Raw genomic sequence first — 17,448 nt, 5'->3', positions numbered from 1 at the left:
GAACGTTCCCTATGTCGCACTCGCCCTCCACCATCCTTGTAGTCGAAGACGACGCCATCGTGCGCATGTTGATCGTCGATGTGCTCGAAGAGTTGGAGTTCCAGGTGCTTGAAGCGGCTGACGCTGGCGAGGCACTCGCCTTCGTGAAATCTACCAATCAGGTAATTGACTTGATGATGACCGACGTCGGCCTCCCGGACATGGACGGCAAGGCGTTGGCGACCAAAGTGCGCGAACTGCGCCCCACCCTGCCCATCCTGTTTGCCAGTGGCTATGCTGAAAATATCGATGTGCCGGCCGGCATGCAGGTAATCGCCAAGCCATTCTCCATCGACCAACTGCGTGACAAAGTCAAAGCCATGCTGCCAGCCTGATCCTGTCAACGCGGTGCGCTTGAAGGCTACGGCTTGCCTCAGTTCACGTTGTTGCAGGGATTAACGTGACGTTCGGCAAATAAAACTGGAAACTCAGCGCCTTCACGCCACGCTCTTAGATAGACATCAGGAAGGACGCAACAACATGATTGGAAAACCGACGCGCCTGCTGTTGGCGAGCCTCTCGATATTCATGAGTACCGGCGCCTGGGCCGACTTCACCGCCAGCCCCAGTGAAGCCCGGGCCATCGCCAAGGAAGCCTACCTGTATGGCTTCCCTGTGGTGCAGATGTACAAGACGCTCTACACCCAGGCCGTTGATAAAGGCGGTGCCAACTTCAAGGCGCCGTTCAACCATATAGGCAACACCGCCCAGGTGTTCACCCCCAAGGACACGGCGGTCGCGAGCCCGAACGCCGACACCCCCTATTCGTTCGTGTGGATGGACCTGCGCAAAGAGCCTCTGGTATTGACCCTGCCCAAGATCGACGACAACCGCTACTACTCGGTGCAGTTGATTGACCTCTATACCCAGAACTTCGCCTACCTGGGCACCCGCAGCACCGGCAACAACGGTGGCCACTACATGGTCGCCGGGCCTGACTGGAAAGGTCAGCAACCGGTGGACATCGACCGCGTGGTCTACAGCGAAAGCAATATCGCCTACGCGCTGTACCGCACACAGCTGTTCGATGACAAGGACCTGGGCAAGGTCAAGCAGATCCAGGCCGGCTACAAAGTGCAGCCCCTGAGCAGTTACGTGAAGCAGCCTGCGCCGGCCAAGTTGCCGAAGATCGAATGGCCCAAGCCGATGGCGACGATGACCGAAGGCCCACAACTGTTTCGCTACCTGAACTTCATGCTGGCCTTCGCCGCCCCCCAGGACAGTGAGAAGGAACAGCTGGCGCGCTTTGCCAAGATCGGTATCGCCCCGGGCGCGCCGTTCAAGGTCAACCAGTTGACCGCCGAGCAGCGCAAGGCCCTGGAAGAAGGTATCGCCGATGGCCGGGCTGAATTCGCCGCGTTCAAGAAGGACAAGGTCGACACCCACCAGGTGCCCCGCAATGACTTGTATGGCAGTCGCGACCGCCTGAAAAACAACTACCTGTACCGCTACGCCGGCGCCGAAATGGGCATTTTCGGAAACTCCAGCGATGAAGCCGCGTACCTGACCTACCTCATCGACAGCGAAGGCAAGCCGGCTAACGGTGCACGTCATAGCTACACCGTGCATTTCGCCAAGGACCAGTTGCCACCGGCCGAAGCGTTCTGGTCGCTGACCCTGTATGACGCCAAGACCAAACTGCTGGTGCCCAACCACAAGAAGCGCTACCTGATCAACTCGCTGATGCTGGCGAGCCTGAAGCGCGACGCCGATGGCGGCTTGACCCTGGCGTTGCAGCACCACGAGCCCCCTAAAGCTGCGCAGAGCAACTGGCTGCCGGCCCCGCCCGGCCCGTTTTACGCGGTACTGCGGATCTACCTGCCCAAGCCTGAAGTGGGTAACGGTCAATGGAATCTGCCGCCGTTGACGCCGTTAAAGTAACCCTTGCATGGCTTGAAGGCGCGGCGGCTGACAACCCGCCGCGCCGGCGGCGACTCAATGTTTTTTCAGCTTCGCGAAAGACTGATGCAAGTCTGAAGCCCAGCCATCAATGACGCTTTTCACATCGTCGGCCTTCATCACCTGGGTGTCGTTCTTCAACGGCTTACCGGTGCCCCTGCGCACCACCTGGGCAATGACTTTGTTATTGGCACCATCGAGGAACTGCGCCTCGGTGCCCAAGGTGGTTTCCTGGTCGCGGATACCGGCGCCGGTACTCACGGCTGCCGCGACCAATGCGACGGGAACGTATTCGTATGGCTTGAGGCTTTCGGTCTTGCTGCTCACGGCAGTAATCGCGGCACGCACCACAATCACGCCGGGGCCGGGAGCGTTGGCCAAGGGCATCGACTTGGTCAGTTCACGCTTGAGCGCCTGGTTGTAGTAGTCGTTGATGCCACGCAGGGTACTGTCCGGAATTTTGCTGGTGGCTTGGGGCTTGGGGTAGAACTGCGTAGGTTCGATGTACACCGCGTTGTAACGGCGCAGGTCCAGTTGCGGATCGACCCAGCGCATGACCTCGACCCCTGAAGGCGACTTGGCTTCCTTGAGCTGGCTATAGTCGGAAAGGAAACCTGAATATTCATCCGGTGGCGTGACTTGGCTTGCGCAACCGGCAATGCCGATCGAAGCGATGCACACCGTGCTGATCATTAGCCTTAGTTTCATTGTTGAACTCCCTGGCGACCTTCATCGTAAGCGTGAGCTTTAGGTATAGCCAACTCTGGGAATTTCACCTCATTGTTCCGCTCCGGCGTGCCTTGGGGCGTCAGAGACGTTCGCGGGGTATCAGGCTCTGCAACTGGGAGGCCAGGAAGTTGGCGTCGAAACTATAGGTGTCGGGGTCTTTAAGGCCATTGGTTTTCTTCCACAGCCAGTCATTCTTGTCTGCCGGCAGCACCAGCGACACACTGCCATGGCGGGCAGCGGTGAGCCCCATCACCGACACCGAAATCGAACCACCGGCGCCCATGACGTCCGGCACGAACTCCACGCTTTTACCGGTGATATGAACGGTCAGCTTTTCGCTCTTGAAAGGCGAACTTTCTGCCGGCACGCTCGGGCCGCTGGCGATGTAAACCTCACGCTGGACGGTCAGCAGGCCCACGGTATTGACGGGTTCCAGCCACTGCTCTATCTGCTGGAACAATTCGCTGAGTTTTTGCGCCCAACGGGCCGATTGCAGGTCAAACTGCTGTTTCTTGTGCGCTTCGCTGTCGGCGTAATGACGAAGCATCTCGCCCAGTTGCTGTACATCGTCCATTGTGGAGTTCCTTGGGTGAGCCAGGTTGCGAAGCGTGATCATGGCAGATGCGGCCGCCTGGTGTATGACTAAACGCCCCCTAGGCCCGTAATGCAGGTGTATCGAACGAAGGGTACTGCGAAAGAAGGTGCTGCCACTCCATCCGAAACCAGGGCGTGAAGTGCGCTTGCAATTCTGAAAGCTGGGCTGATACCTCGGCCCGAGTCTGCCATTGGATCTCGCTGACTTCTTCAGCCGCCAGTGATACCTCAGCATCAGACTGGGCAACCAACACATGACAGAGTTCGTGTTCTGCCCCGATCGAACCATAGCTGGCATGGTACTCAAAGCTATACAGAAAGCGGCAGGAGGCCTGCACGCCCAGTTCTTCGCGCAAGCGACGAGACGCGGCATCCAGGATAGTTTCGCCAGGTGCCGGATGACTGCAGCACGCATTCGACCAGAAACCTGGCCAAAGCATTTTACCTGCGGCACGCCGCTGAAGCAGATGACGCCCGTGGCTGTCGATCAAGTGCACCGAAAATGCACGATGGAGCTGCCCCGCGCCCAGGTGTGCATCGCGTTTATCACAGACACCGATCTGCACATCGTGTACGTCAACTAACACTACATCATTGCTCATTTGGTATTCCCATCGGTGAATGACGCGCGCCCTCCCCGCTCAGAGTGTTTGTCGGGCTGCCAATGTGACGCTGCGTCTTTCTGCCCAAGTTAGAGGACTTGTCCCCACGCACTGACTAATGTCAAGGCTGCGGCCGTGAACGCTGGGTCGGCACGCAGGCTGGCCATGGCATCCAGGTCGTCCTGGGTCAGCAACCCGAGTTTGAGCAGCGCTGGCCCTGCCTGTGCGGTGGTCGCAGCCCAGAAGATGTCGGCTGGGCTGTTGTCGCCGATTCGGCCTTCGAGGGTGCGATGCCCCACATTGGAGAACCCCCGATCACGCAAGCGGCCGGGGAGCGTATCGGCCCAGAGCATGTCGGAACCAATGGACCGCTCCAGGAGAGTGATTCCGGCCTGGGCGATTTTTCGGAACAACGGGTTCGCGGTGTTCAAGCTCGGTTGCAGGCTGACGTCCTCGATCACCAGCCAGCCACCCGGACGGACCCAGGTGGCGGCTCGCGTCAATATGTCCTCACGTTCGGTGAGGTGGCACAGCAGTGCTCGAGCGTGCACCACGTCAAAGGAGGCAGCCGGAAAATCATCGGTAGCGACGTTATGGGTCATCACCCGAATACCGGGGATATTGGTCAGGAATCGTGTGTCGATGTCGGTGGCGGTGACAGTCGCATCGGGGTATCGCTTGCCCAGCCAGGCGGCGAGCGATCCGGCACCGGCGCCAAGATCGAGGATGGCAGGCTTGCCGGCAAGCTCCAGCTGATCAAAAACCGCGTGGCTCAACGGGTCGAAGGCCCGCTCAAGAGTGCGCAAGCGTTCCAATTGGCCTGCGTGCTGGTCGGCGAGATAGCTGCTGGTGTAGCCCGACGCTTGGGCAGTGTCAGTAGTGGTCACAGTACGACCTCCAGTCGATCAGGGCAGCGGTTGAGGAACCCACGTTCGGTGGGCGTGAATCCAGGTGCCCAGCGCACGTTTGGAAAGGTCTGTAGCAGCATGCGCGCGCCAATGGTGATCTCCATGCGTGCCAGCATCGATCCCAGGCAGAAGTGACGCCCTGCGCCGAAGGCGAAATGGCTGGTCGCCTGGTCGGTGCGCGACATATTGAAGGTGTCCGGGTCGCTGAACTGGTCCGGATCACGGTTGGCCGAACCGATCAGACAGGCCAGGGTCGCGCCAGCGGGAATCGTCCCTGACGGCAGTAGCAGCGGTTCACGGGCCTCCCGCAGGACGAGTTGCAATGGCGGATTGCGTCGCAGGGTTTCGGCGAGCGCAGCGTCCATCAGCTCTGGATCAGCCATCACCGCCTCTTTGACGCCAGCCTCGTTCAACAGGTTGGCAATGAGGTTCGCCAGGGCGCCGTGACTGGTCTCGCTGCCTGCAGTCATCAGGATCGCGCAGTAGGATCTCACGAACGTCTCGGACAACGGTTGACCGTCAATGCTTGCCGCCAGGAGCAGCGAGATCAAATCGTCTGCGGGCTCGGCCCGGCGAGCGTCGATGTGTGGCTGAATGAAATCGTAGAAACTGTCTCGATTGGATAACCCACCGGTCAACAGTGCCGGATCCTGTCGATAGTTGCCCATGTAAGCGAAGCCGATGGCACACCAACGCTTTAGCTGCTCCACTTCCTCGCAGGTCTCAGCCGGGAGACCCAGCGCACGAGCCATCACCCGCACCGGCAGGGCAGCGGTGAAATCGGCAATGAGGTCTACCTGAGGTCGGCCGCGCATCTGCGCCAGCAGGTCTGTGGTCACTGAAATGATCGATGCTTCAAGGGCTACGAGCGCCTTGCTGCGAAACGCAGGGCTGAGCAACGCGCGGTGCTGTGCATGTTCGCACCCGTCCATGGTGACAATCGTGTGCCCCAGCAGCGGTCCAATCTGCCAGGTGTAGTTATTGTTGCTCGCCCCGGGATGGGTCAATGCCGCCTTTACATCCACATGCCGGCTGACCAGCCACACATCAGTGGGCTCGTCATACACGATCGGCAGTGTGGTACGTAAACGCTCATACAAGGGGTAAGGGTCGATTTCAAACTGCCGGGACTTCAGGGTCGGCGGGGTAAGTGCGAGGTCCACTTGCCGGTCGCCCTGAGCCGCAGAGTCGGCGGCATGCAGGTGATAGCGAGAAACGCTGCGATGCCAGTCGCCAGCCGCACGGACAACCTGACGCAGCCGGTCCGGGTCAGGTGCTGCGCATGGCCGATGATCAGCTTGCTGGGCAGCGACCGCAGTGAACTGCGCAACCGCCGTGTTGACCATCTGGTGGGCGGATTCAATTGCGCCAGGCCAGTCTGTGCCAGCGGTGTCTGCCAGGATCGACACCAGGTTGAAGCGCTCACCACACACCACATCTTTGGCAATCGAATGGATATCGTTGGTCCAGGCGATGATATCGGCGCCGTGTTCACGCAGCGTATTCCACCATTGGGTGTTCGCCGGATGCGCGTACGGGTCAAGGGTTTCGGCCCCATCAATCAGATCAAAGAAGAACAGTGCGCCGAACGAATCCCGACGCAACGGCAGATACTCGTCCAGCGTGAGTGCCGCGCCGGTTTCCCGCAGCCGTACCAGCGTCGCCTGTGCGCGCAAATGTTGGATCAGATGCCCCACGAGCCTATGCCGCCAACGGTCGTCGCCCCAACACTGGGTCTGGGGCCACAGATCATCGGCCAGCACGACGAGCATAGGGTCATCAAATCGGCCGGTTTCACCTGACGGGTCAGCCTCGGCGTTCTCTGTCAAAGCCTGCACGGCGGTGATGAAACGGTCCAACGCACCGTTTTCCGCCCAGGGACCATCATCGATGCGGTCATCAAGCGTGAGCGCCCAGAGATACCAGCACACCAGAATCTCGGCTCGGGGCGTGGGTGCCCTGCCACACAACGCCATTCCCAGGTCGAGCAGCGTGGTGGTGCTCAACCGATGCGCACCGCGGCGGCCGATCAAGCCATAGCGCTGTGCCCAAGCGAGCGCATGGGCGCGCAACCGCTCACTGTCGCAGCGCGGGGGCGAACTGGCGAAAGGAAGCCGGATCTCGGGAATGATGAGCGGTGTCGGCGGTAAATCACCGTTGTGGCGGGTTCCAGGATCGCCTTCGCGATGGGCAGGTGGCATGTTGATGCTCTTGAGTCAGTTTTTTAAGCGCCTGACGGTATTCGAAAATTAACAGTCCAGGGTGTGGGAAATATCTGAAGCTGTCTCAACAGAACGCGAAGCCGGAGCGGGTAATCAACGTTGTTTGAACTGCTCCGGTGATTTGGCTGGCAACTGCGTATGACTAATCAAGCTTCGATGGGTAAGGTGAAGCGACATTCCCTTTTCCGGAGCATCGCATGCGCACCATCGGCCTTATCGGCGGCATGAGCTGGGAGTCCAGCGCCGAGTATTACCGCCTCATCAACCAGCGCGTGCGCGACCAGCTCGGTCCGCTGCGCTCGGCGCAAGTCTTGCTGTACAGCGTGGATTTCGGCCCGGTGGAACAGGCCCAGCATGCCGGGCGCTGGGACGATGCCGCGCTGATCCTGGAAGACGCCGCGCGCCGTTTGCAGGCGGGTGGCGCCGAGTGCGTGGTGCTGTGTACCAACACCATGCACCTTGTGGCGCCGCGGATTGAGGCGGCAGTTTCGATTCCCTTCCTGCATATTGCGGATGCTACGGCAGCCGCGGCCCTTGAGGCGGGCACCTTGACGGTGGGCTTGCTCGGTACCGCGTTCACCATGGAACAGGACTTCCTTAAATCCCGCCTCGCCGCCCAGGGCCTGACCGTGCTGGTGCCTGACGCGGACGAGCGCAGGGATGTGCACCGAATCATCTATGAGGAGTTGTGCGTGGGGCTCATCAGCGACGCCTCTCGCCAGGTATACCAGCGGGTGATCCAGACGCTCGCCGCACGCGGCGCCCAGGCGATCATCCTGGGCTGCACGGAAATCTGCCTGCTGATCCAGCCCGAACACAGCGAGCTGCCCTTGCTGGACACCACCGCGCTGCATGCGCAGGCTGCGGTGGCGTTTGCTCTAGCGGATTAAACTGACTTGCGCAGGCGCGCCATGCTCAAGGTGTCGACGAACACACCATCGCGCAGGGCGTAATCGCGCAACCGCCCTTCCACTTCGAAGCCGAACTTGCGATACAGGTTATGTGCGGCTTCGTTGTCGGCGTAGACCGTCAGTTCTACACGGTGCAGGTTCATCCAGTTGTCGGCCACATCCAGCGCGGCCGTCAACAGCCGCGAGCCTACGCCCTTGCCTTGCCAGGCGGTCGCCACGCCCATGCCGAACGAACCGACGTGGCTCTGGCGTACGCGCAGGTACTGCTCCAGTCCCAGTTGACCAATTACCTCTCCTCCATGCACCGCCACCAGTTGCAGGCGCCGCTCGTTATCCATGACCAAGCGTTTGCGCCAGGCTTCAACTGACTGGAAAGGCATTTGCAGCACCTGACGGCAGACGGCCGGTTCGTTGTAGAGCGCGGCGACGCCCTCGAGGTGGGCCTCGGTAAAGCGCTGGATCACGATATGGGGTTCAGGTGTGTGCATTGCGTTTCATCCTATGAAAGACAAGTGGCCGGCCAGTGTAGAGGCAAAGTCGCCAGCCTGACGAGCCCGGCGTTTTCCCACAATTGAACCGGCGCCATCCTGCATCTGAACGATGGCGATCAGGCCGGGCTGCGTTGATACTCAACCCAGGCCCTGCCACCTCAACCCAAGGTTCCGGCCTTCACCCTGTGACGAAAACAACAAAAAAGTCCCACAGAGGAATACCCATGAGCCACCTTGATCCCCCGGGCCTGTTGCAAGCCTTCAGCACGTTGACCCTGGATCTGCAACGCCTTGCCCAGCACCAGGAAATCGAACATTTTCAACACCCTGCCCTGGCGCGCCTCAGCCAGTTGCTCGCATTCGACAGCGCCTGGTGGGGACGCTCCGCGGTGATCGAGGGCCTGCCGCAAGAGCACAGCAGTTGCCTCTACCATTTGCCGCCTGGCTATCTAGCGGACTGGCAGTCGATCCGCCATCTGGACGTGACCGTCGGCCGTGTACATGCAACGCCAGGCCAGGCGGTGATCGTCGACATGCGCGACCCCGACAACGGCAGCGCCTTGAATTGGCTGGGGCAACGCCACGGCTTGGGCGAATTGTTGTGCGTGATCCATATCGACCCGCAAACCCACCTCAGCGACCACCTGACGCTGTACCGCAAACCCGGTGCGCCCCGGTTCAGCGCCCATGACTGCCTGTTACTCAACAACCTGATGCTGCACCTGGTGGCGGCGGTCTCGGCGAACCAGATTCGCACCTTGGTGGCCATGCGTGAAACCCTCACCAGCCCGCGCAGTCTGGCCCTGGCGGTGTGTGACCCGCGAGGCGTCTTGCAATGCGCCGAGCGCGGCTTTATCGATTTGCTGCTCAGTGAATGGCCACGCTGGAACGGCCCCACCCTGCCGGTGCCCCTCGATGAGCGCGGCCATGAGGGCAAACACATCCAGATCCAGGCCTCGGCAGTGGGCGACCAATGGCTGTTGGCGGCGCGCATCAACCGCACCCTGCCCCAGCTCAGCCCACGGGAGAACGACGTGGCCCAAGGGTTTGGCGAGGGCAAAACCTATAAAGAGGTGGCCCGCGACCTTGGCCTCTCGCCCAATACCGTGCGCCATCATCTTCGCGCCATCTACACCAAGCTCGGGGTCAAGGACAAGGCGCGCATAGCGCACCTGGTACACGCCCCGCCCGACTGATCCCGCCCCTGATCTCGCGGTTCTGCCCCGATCGTTTTCACGGTCACGGGCTGCTGTTGCCCAGTTTTTGGCTGCCTATTACAAGAGACGCCTCACTATGACTCGCACACGCCTATGTAAACTGACGGTGCTGCTCGGCGGCACCCTGCTCAGCCTCGACAGCCAGGCTGCCGACCTCAACGCCCGGGACTTTTTTGGCGCCCCACCGGGCACCAGCCTGGGTGTGCTTTACCTGCCCGCCACCCGTGCCGGGGATTTTCATGGCCCGGCTGACAGCACCGGCAAGGCCGATCTGAAGGTCAACGCTGTGGCCTACCGCCAGGTGTATTTCACCGATGCCTGCGGCACTTTGTGTACGCCGCAATTCATCTTGCCCTTTGCCGACATCACCGCGCGCTTGCCCGGCGCCGAACAACGTAGCCGCGAACGTGGCATGGGCGACCCACAGGTAGGCGGCACGGTGTTTTTCATCAATGATCCGGCCTCGCGCACCTACAGTGGCCTGCTAAGCCTGATCACCGTACCGGTGGGCGAATACCACAGTCAAAAGCCGGATGTGTCCCCCGGTGCCAATCGCTGGGGTGCCACCTTTGTTTACAACTATACCCAGGGCATCGGCGAAAAATGGGTGCTCGAAGCCAACCTCGAAGCCCAGCTCTATGCCAGCAATGGCGACTACTTTGGCAGTGAACTCAAGCAAGCTCCGCTGTATCGCCTGCAAGCCTTTGCCTCTTATGACTTCAGCGCCGCCACGTACGGGGCACTGCGCCTGATCCAGGCCGACGGCGGTGCGCTGCGCATCAATAATCGCCGCATTGACGACACCCACAAGCGCTACACCCAGGTCGGCTTCGAACTCGGGCACTGGCTCGACCCGCAGAACCAATTGATGGTCAGCCTTTCGCAGAACGTCGCGGCCTCCAATGGCTATGCCGGGACCGAGGCGTTGTTGCGTCTGGTCCACGTGTTCTGACCCCCACTCCTGGAGCTTGAAGATGCTCACTCAATCTTATGCGGCAAAGGCACGGCTGGCGGCGATCGTGTTGTTTGCCGCGATCACCCCGACCATCCTGATGACCGCTCCCGCCGTGGCCGCGCAGTTGGCCAGCCAGTGGCAACTGAGCCCGGCGCGCATTGGCGATTTGTTTTCCGTCGAGCTGGGCGCGATGAGCCTGGCCACGTTGCCCGCCTGGTGGTGGCTCAAACGCGTTGACTGGCGAGTTGCGGCCCTGGTCGCTGCGCTGCTGTTTATCGCGGCCAACCTGTTGTCGATGCTCGCCGACACCTACGCGGTTTTACTGATGCTGCGCTTTGCCAGCGCCTTGGCCGGCGGTTCATTGATGATCCTCTGCCTGGCCAGTGCCGCCACTACCGCCAACCCCAGTCGGGTGTATGGGTTGTGGGTAATGGGCCAACTGATCGTCGGCGCCCTCGGCCTTGTCGTGTTGCCTGGGTTGTTCGAACGGTTTGGGTTGAATGCCTGTTACCTGCTCCTGGCGGGGTTGATGACCTTGCTGTTGCCCCTGGCCCGGGCGTTTCCCGTCGGCAGCTCTGCGACACAGGCAAGCGACGGCTCTCCATTGCCCCGTTCACGCTGGAAAGCCGCGCTGGGAATCGGCGCGGTGCTGGCCTTTTACATCAGCCTCGGTGGCGTCTGGACCTTTATCGGTGCCTTGGGCGCCAGTGTCGGGATCTCTGCGCAGCACAGCGGCGAAGTACTCGCCATCGCCACGGCAATGGGGATTGCCGGTGCCGCAAGTGCCTCGTTGATCGGCGCGCGCCTGCCACGTGGAGTGCTGTTATTTGTGGGCTATGCGCTGATGGCTGCCGCTGTCCTGCTTTTACTCGGCCAGCCCGCTCTGCTGCGGTTTGCACTGGCAGCGCTGCTGTTCAAGTTCACCTGGACCTTCATCCTGCCGCTGGTCCTGGCCTGCCTGGCCGACCTCGATCACAGCGGCAAGCTGATGAACGCTTCGAACCTGGTGATCGGCGGCGGCCTGGCTATCGGCCCCGCCATTGCCGGCCGCCTGATCGAGGCCAGCGGTGGGTTCACCCTGCTGCTGCTTGGCGCTGCCGTTATTACGCTGCTGTCCCTGGTGATGATCCTCGCCAGCCGTCCCAATTACCCTGCTGAACTGGAGCCGGTATGAACCGAACCACCGCATTTTTTTTCGATGAAATGAGCCTTTGGCACAGCGCCGGCGCCCACGCGCTGACCTTGCCCGTGGGCGGCTGGGTACAGCCGCCGGCCGGCAGCGGGCATGCCGAATCACCCGAGACCAAGCGCCGTTTGAAGAGCTTGTTGGACGTGTCCGGGTTAAGCCGCCACCTGCACCTGCGCAGCGCACCGTCAGCCACAGAAGAGGACTTGCTGCGAGTCCACACCAGCGCCTACCTGCAACGCTTCAAGGCCCTGAGCGATGCCGGCGGCGGCGAGCTTGGCCCTCAGGCGCCGATTGGGCCGGGCAGCTACGAGATCGCCCGACTCTCCGCCGGCCTGACCCTCGCCGCCGTGGACGCCGTGCTCAAGGGCCAGGCGCACAATGCCTATTCGCTGTCCCGGCCACCGGGGCACCACTGCCTGGCAGACAGCGCCATGGGCTTCTGCTTTCTCGCCAACATTGCCATCGCCATCGAAGCGGCCAAGGCCCATAACGGGCTCGGCAAAGTCGCCGTGATCGACTGGGATGTGCACCACGGTAATGGCACGCAATCGATCTTCGAGGAGCGCGCTGATGTGTTGACGGTGTCACTGCACCAGGATGCATGCTACCCGCCCGGCTACAGCGGCGAGCAGGACCGAGGCCGCGGTGCCGGCCTGGGCGCGAACATCAACATTCCCCTGCCGCCGGGCAGTGGTCACGCTACCTATTTGCAGGCGATGGAACGCATCGTAGTGCCAGCCCTTGAGCGTTTCGAACCAGAGCTGATCATCGTCGCCTGCGGTTATGACGCCAACGCCGTCGACCCGCTGGCGCGCATGCTACTGCACAGTGAGTCGTTCCGGCTGATGACCCGCACCCTGTGCCTGGCTGCCGAACGCTTGTGTCAGGGGCGCCTGGTGCTGGTGCACGAAGGTGGCTACAGCGAAGCCTATGTGCCGTTTTGCGGGTTGGCGACCCTGGAGGAATTGAGCGGCGTGCGCACGGCGGTAGACGACCCGATGCTGGAGTTTGTGCAGTTGCAGCAGCCCGGTGCGGCGCTGCTGAGGTTTCAGGAGCAGTGGGTGGAGCGGTTGGCGCGTGGGGTTAGCGATTAGATGCAAGACGCCACACCCGCGCGATATCCGCAGCCCGCTCGCGCAACAGCCGCGGTGCCTCGCGGCAGGCCTGCTCCAGGCTCATCGGCCCCGATGGCAAGGCAAATGCTGCGTCCACCCCGTGGGCGTACATCTGCTCGTAACCGTCGCCCAATGTGCCCGCGATCACAATGACCGGTACGCCATGCCGCTGGGCGATGCGCGCCACGCCAAACGGGGTTTTGCCGCGCAGGGTCTGGGCGTCGAAGCGGCCTTCGCCGGTGATCACCAGGTCGGCACCGCGCACCGCCTCATCGAGGCCGACCAGTTCGGCGACCACCTCCACCCCCGGGCGAAATTGCGCACCGAGAAATGCCTTGGCGGCAAAGCCAAGGCCACCGGCGGCGCCGCTGCCGGGTTGGTCGCGCACATCGTTGGGCAACACCTGGGCGCAGTGGTCAGCGAAGTGGCCGAGGGCGGCGTCCAGTTGTGCCACTTGCTCGGGGCTCGCGCCTTTTTGCGGGCCGAAAATCGCTGAGGCGCCGTGGGGGCCACACAGCGGATTGTCGACGTCGGCGGCAATTTCAAAGCGCACCTGTGCCAGGCGCGGGTCGAGCGTTTCAAGGCTGATACGCGACAGGCGCGCCAACGCCAGGCCGCCAGGGGGCAGTGGCTGACTTTCGCCATCGAGAAGTTGCACGCCAAGGGCCTGCATCGCACCCGCCCCGCCGTCGTTGGTGGCACTGCCGCCAATCGCCAGGATGATGCGCTGCGCCCCAGCATCCAGCGCGGCGCGGATCAATTCGCCGGTGCCGTAGGTCGTACTGGAACACGCGTCACGTTGCCCCGGCGCGACCAGTTGCAAGCCGCTGGCCTCGGCCATCTCAATGATCGCGGTATGGCTGTCAGCCAACCAACCCCAGCGCGCCTCAACGGTGCCGCCCAATGGCCCTCGGACAGTTTGCCGGCGCAGCTCGCCATTACACGCGGCGAGCACCGCATCCACCGTCCCCTCCCCGCCATCGGCCACCGGGCACTGAACCAAGTGTGCATCCGGCCAGACCTGCGCCAACCCCGCGGCAATCGCCTGGGCGACACCTGCGGCACTCAGGCTATCCTTGAACGAGTCGGGGGCGATGATGATTTTCATGGGGTTTCTCCGGTTTTTATAACGCCCATGCTGCCAGTTGGCTTGGGTAATGACGCCGGTCCGATGCACAAGTGTGGGTGAGGTTTGTTGTTCATTGCTACAAAGCCTGGGGCAACAACTGCACACCCAGGTACAAGGCCAGCATGCCGTCGAGGGTCAGCGGGTCAACGCCGCTGAGTTCGGCAATCCGTTCCATGCGGTAACGCAAGCTATTGCGATGAATGCCCAACGCATCGGCACAGGCCTGGCTTTGCCCGTCGTGTTCGCACCAACTGCGCAAGGTGGCCAACAGTTGCCCGTTGCTGTCTTTGGCCAGCACCTTGCGCAATGGGTTGAGCAATTCGTCCAGCGCGTCGTCGTTGCGGTGGCGCCAGAGCATGACCGGCAGCCGATAGCGGTTGAGGGTCAACAGCCGCGATTGCGGGAGGATATCGCGACCATAAGCGAGTAGATCACCCACCCGGCGATAACACCGGCGTAGCCCGGCCAAGCCCTCCGCTTGCCCGCCGACGGCAACGCGCAGAATGTTCCAGCCCAGGCCGTCGAGCTTTTCCAGCAAGCGAGGGTTGTCGACCTGCACCACAGCGGGTCGGCACCACAGCAGGGAAAACTGCGCGCAGCTGACACACCAACTGTCCGGGTAACGGCTGGTGAGCCAGGCGCTCAGGGCCTCCGCTGATTGGCCCGCACCCAGCTCGAACAGATACGGCGTGCGCGCCAGCTGCGGCTTGAGCCCCAGTTGCTGGGCTTCGTCCACCAGGCGCGGTGAGTCGCCACCCTCAGCCAGCAGCAAGGCCAGCAGGTCATCGCAGCGCTGGCGTCGCCATTGTTGCTCGGCTTGCTGGTGGCGGTGGCTGACCAGCATTTCAGCGGTCATGCGCACCAGTTCGGCATAGGTGCGCAGCCCATCCGGTTCGCCAGTGATACCGAGCACGCCGATCAGGCGTTGATCATGCAGCAGCGGCAGGTTAATGCCCGGTTGCACGCCCTTGAGGTGCTTGGCGGTCTGCCCGTCGATTTCCACCACACGGCCGTTGGCCAAGACCAGTTGCGCACCTTCGTGGCGGGTATTGATACGCTCCGGCTCGCCGCTGCCGAGGATCAGGCCCTGGCTGTCCATGACGTTGACGTTATAGGGCAGGATTGCCATGGTGCGATCGACAATCTCCTGCGCCAAGTCATGATCAAGCTCGAACATGGGGCTAATTTCCTAAAAAACGGGTTGTTCACCGGCACAGCGCAAAGCCTGCTTCACTGTGCGCCAGCACAAAGACAGTCGCCCATCACGTCACCGAGACTGTTGGGGCGGTCAACGTTACCCTCGCACCGCGAAAAATCATAATAAAGAGAGATTCCTATGTCACAGAGCGCCACTGCCGCACTGGCTAGCGATGACGATAAAAACGCCATCTATAAGCGCATCACCCTGCGCCTGATCCCCTTCATCTTTATCTGCTACCTGTTCAACTATCTGGACCGGGTGAACGTTGGCTTTGCCAAGTTGCAGATGCTCGATGCGTTGAAGTTCAGCGAAACCGTGTACGGCCTGGGTGCCGGGATCTTCTTTATCGGCTACGTGCTGTGTGGCGTGCCGAGCAACCTGGCGCTGACCAGGTTCGGCCCACGGCGCTGGATCGCATTGATGATGATTGTGTGGGGCACGCTGTCCACGTGCCTGCTGTTTGTGACCACGCCCACGCATTTCTACACGTTGCGCCTGTTTACCGGTGCTGCGGAAGCCGGCTTCTTCCCCGGTGTGGTGCTGTATCTCTCGCAGTGGTTCCCGACCTTCCGACGTGGTCGGATCATGGCACTGTTCATGTCGGCAATCCCGGTGTCCGGCTTGCTCGGCAGCCCGTTTTCCGGCTGGATCCTCAATCACTTTGCCGCCGGTCAAGGTGGTTTGGCGGGCTGGCAGTGGATGTTCCTGCTGCAAGGCATCCCGACCGTGATCCTCGGCGCCCTCGCCTACTTCCTGCTCAGTGACAGCTTCGCCAACGCCACGTGGCTCAAGCCCCATGAGCGTGCGGTGCTGGAAGCCGACCAGGCCACGGACCTGGCGAACAAGCCCCGAACCACCACCGACTCCCTGGCCGAAGTGTTCAAGAACCCGGCGATCTGGGCATTCGGGCTGATCTACTTCTGCATCCAGAGTGGCGTATATGCGATCAATTTCTGGCTGCCGTCGATCATCAAGAACCTGGGTTTCAGCGATAACCTGGTGATTGGTTGGCTCAGCGCGATCCCGTATCTGCTGGCGGCGGTGTTCATGTTGCTGGTGGGGCGCTCCGCTGACATGCGCAAGGAGCGTCGCTGGCACCTGGTGGTGCCGATGTTGATGGGGGCAGTCGGCCTGGTGATCGCGGTGAATTTCGCTACCACACCGGCCATTGCCATTCTCGGCTTGACCATCGCCACCATGGGCGCCCTCACCGGCTTGCCGATGTTCTGGCCGGTGCCAACCGCGATGCTCAGCGCGGGCGCCGCGGCGGGAGGGTTGGCGTTGATCAACTCCATGGGGCAGATGGCGGGCTTTCTCAGCCCGTATATCGTGGGGTTTGTGAAGGATGCCACCGGGTCTACGGATGTGGCGCTGTATCTGCTGGCGGCGGTGATTGTTGCTGGTAGTGTGTTGGCTTTGCGTATGACGCGTACCTTGAAGGTATAACAACACGTGTGGGAGCAAGCCCGCTCCCACATTTTGCCCAGTGTCTACAGCTGACCACCGCCGTCGATATCGATCACAGCGCCGGTCATAAAGCCATTTTCCATGGCCAATACATAACCCACCGCCACTTCTTCAGCCTGCCCTACCCGGCCAACCGGCAAGGCTCCACCAGCCTTGGCAAACATCGCCAAACGCTGCTCCTCGCAAAGCCCTGCATAGGCCGGTGTATCAATCACGCCGGGGCTGATGACATTGACCCGACGCGGTGCCAGCTCTTTGGCCAGTTGCTTGCCCAGCGCTTCGGTCGCTGCATTGATGACGGTCTTGATGAACTGCCCCGCAGCCAATTTGCGCCCCAGCTGGCCCGAGGTCAGGATGATACTGCCGTGTTCATGCAGAAACGGCAGCGCTTGTTGAATCGCACGTAGCGCCCCCCAAAGTTTCACGTTGAAGTTGTCCTGGGCTTCGTCCAGGTCGGTTTCGATCAAGGTCTTGGCCCGCACCGAAGGGCCCGAGGTGTAGACCAGATGGTCAAAGTGCCCCACCGTTTCGAACAATCTCTGCAGGGAGGCGCTGTCAGTGACGTCCACTGGTTCGCTGCGTACGCCGTTGTCGATACCGGGCATCAAGCGACGCCCGGCCAGCACCACCTGCGCACCACGAGCGATGGCGGCCAGGGCTACGGCGGCGCCTATACCGCTGCTGCCGCCAATCACGATGACGGTTTTACCGTTGAGGGAAGATGTCATGGGCTAACTACCTGGGTGAGAAAGTGAGTGTTCATCTTCCCAGCTTGGCAAT

At 61.6% G+C, this 17,448-nt stretch carries 17 protein-coding genes; 8 read left to right on the top strand and 9 right to left on the bottom strand.

All coding sequences use genetic code 11. From position 1 onward, the window contains the following. Window positions 1-11 precede the first annotated feature (11 nt). Complete coding sequence (locus FRT59_RS18495) at window positions 12-374, top strand: response regulator (RefSeq protein ID WP_153871957.1); 363 nt, start codon at window positions 12-14, stop codon at window positions 372-374. Window positions 375-519: 145 nt separating this feature from the next. Continuing rightward, entirely contained in the window at window positions 520-1,920 is a 1,401-nt protein-coding gene (locus FRT59_RS18490; RefSeq protein ID WP_153871956.1) for a DUF1254 domain-containing protein, read from the top strand. Window positions 1,921-1,974: 54 nt separating this feature from the next. Here the strand turns inward: FRT59_RS18490 and FRT59_RS18485 are convergent, their stop codons facing one another. From FRT59_RS18485 to FRT59_RS18465, 5 genes are all read right to left on the bottom strand, one after another. Further along, complete coding sequence (locus tag FRT59_RS18485; protein WP_034119615.1) at window positions 1,975-2,646, bottom strand: DUF3313 domain-containing protein; 672 nt, start codon at window positions 2,644-2,646, stop codon at window positions 1,975-1,977. Between the two features lie 100 nt (window positions 2,647-2,746). Further along, window positions 2,747-3,241, bottom strand: a complete 495-nt coding sequence (locus tag FRT59_RS18480) for a hypothetical protein (RefSeq protein ID WP_153871955.1) — start codon at window positions 3,239-3,241, stop codon at window positions 2,747-2,749. Window positions 3,242-3,320: 79 nt separating this feature from the next. Then, on the bottom strand, window positions 3,321-3,863 hold the full coding sequence (gene idi, locus FRT59_RS18475) for an isopentenyl-diphosphate Delta-isomerase (protein WP_080752978.1): 543 nt from the start codon (window positions 3,861-3,863) through the stop codon (window positions 3,321-3,323). A gap of 89 nt (window positions 3,864-3,952) precedes the next feature. After that, entirely contained in the window at window positions 3,953-4,750 is a 798-nt protein-coding gene (locus FRT59_RS18470) for a class I SAM-dependent methyltransferase (RefSeq protein WP_198809739.1), read from the bottom strand. Next, a complete protein-coding gene (locus FRT59_RS18465; protein WP_153871954.1) occupies window positions 4,747-6,972 on the bottom strand; it encodes a cytochrome P450 in 2,226 nt (741 codons plus the stop codon). The genes FRT59_RS18470 and FRT59_RS18465 overlap by 4 nt, the downstream gene beginning before the upstream one ends. A gap of 218 nt (window positions 6,973-7,190) precedes the next feature. On the opposite strand from FRT59_RS18465, the gene FRT59_RS18460 reads away from it, so the two are divergent. Continuing rightward, window positions 7,191-7,883, top strand: coding sequence for an aspartate/glutamate racemase family protein (locus FRT59_RS18460; protein ID WP_153871953.1), 693 nt, complete (start codon window positions 7,191-7,193; stop codon window positions 7,881-7,883). Here FRT59_RS18460 and FRT59_RS18455 read toward each other — a convergent pair. Further along, on the bottom strand, window positions 7,880-8,392 hold the full coding sequence (locus FRT59_RS18455; RefSeq protein WP_153871952.1) for a GNAT family N-acetyltransferase: 513 nt from the start codon (window positions 8,390-8,392) through the stop codon (window positions 7,880-7,882). The two genes, FRT59_RS18460 and FRT59_RS18455, sit on opposite strands and share 4 nt — an antisense overlap. A gap of 227 nt (window positions 8,393-8,619) precedes the next feature. Here FRT59_RS18455 and FRT59_RS18450 point away from each other — a divergent pair, with 227 nt between their 5' ends. The 4 genes from FRT59_RS18450 to FRT59_RS18435 all read left to right on the top strand — a co-directional run bounded on the left by FRT59_RS18450 (window position 8,620) and on the right by FRT59_RS18435 (window position 12,850). Further along, entirely contained in the window at window positions 8,620-9,591 is a 972-nt protein-coding gene (locus FRT59_RS18450; RefSeq protein WP_153871951.1) for a helix-turn-helix transcriptional regulator, read from the top strand. 97 nt (window positions 9,592-9,688) lie between these two features. Further along, a complete protein-coding gene (locus FRT59_RS18445) occupies window positions 9,689-10,564 on the top strand; it encodes a transporter (RefSeq protein ID WP_153871950.1) in 876 nt (291 codons plus the stop codon). 22 nt (window positions 10,565-10,586) lie between these two features. Continuing rightward, the gene (locus FRT59_RS18440; protein WP_153871949.1) at window positions 10,587-11,741 is read left to right on the top strand and encodes an MFS transporter; all 1,155 of its coding nucleotides are present in this window, start codon (window positions 10,587-10,589) and stop codon (window positions 11,739-11,741) included. Further along, window positions 11,738-12,850, top strand: coding sequence for a class II histone deacetylase (locus FRT59_RS18435; RefSeq protein WP_153871948.1), 1,113 nt, complete (start codon window positions 11,738-11,740; stop codon window positions 12,848-12,850). The genes FRT59_RS18440 and FRT59_RS18435 overlap by 4 nt, the downstream gene beginning before the upstream one ends. Here FRT59_RS18435 and FRT59_RS18430 read toward each other — a convergent pair. Together FRT59_RS18430 and FRT59_RS18425 are read right to left on the bottom strand one after the other, a co-directional pair. After that, window positions 12,840-13,979, bottom strand: a complete 1,140-nt coding sequence (locus FRT59_RS18430; RefSeq protein ID WP_153871947.1) for a glycerate kinase — start codon at window positions 13,977-13,979, stop codon at window positions 12,840-12,842. The two genes, FRT59_RS18435 and FRT59_RS18430, sit on opposite strands and share 11 nt — an antisense overlap. Before the next feature lie 97 nt (window positions 13,980-14,076). Continuing rightward, window positions 14,077-15,177, bottom strand: a complete 1,101-nt coding sequence (locus FRT59_RS18425) for a sugar diacid recognition domain-containing protein (RefSeq protein WP_153871946.1) — start codon at window positions 15,175-15,177, stop codon at window positions 14,077-14,079. Between the two features lie 159 nt (window positions 15,178-15,336). On the opposite strand from FRT59_RS18425, the gene FRT59_RS18420 reads away from it, so the two are divergent. Then, window positions 15,337-16,647 carry an MFS transporter gene (locus FRT59_RS18420; protein WP_153871945.1) on the top strand — a complete coding sequence of 437 codons (1,311 nt, stop codon included), beginning with the start codon at window positions 15,337-15,339 and terminating at the stop codon, window positions 16,645-16,647. A gap of 44 nt (window positions 16,648-16,691) precedes the next feature. Here the strand turns inward: FRT59_RS18420 and FRT59_RS18415 are convergent, their stop codons facing one another. Next, entirely contained in the window at window positions 16,692-17,396 is a 705-nt protein-coding gene (locus FRT59_RS18415) for an SDR family oxidoreductase (protein ID WP_153871944.1), read from the bottom strand. Between the last annotated feature and the right edge of the window lie 52 nt (window positions 17,397-17,448).

Source organism: Pseudomonas haemolytica, assembly GCF_009659625.1.
Taxonomy (GTDB): Bacteria; Pseudomonadota; Gammaproteobacteria; order Pseudomonadales; family Pseudomonadaceae; genus Aquipseudomonas; species Aquipseudomonas haemolytica.
Note: the sequence above shows the minus strand (reverse complement) of the source record. Positions and strands in the feature narration are given on the sequence as shown.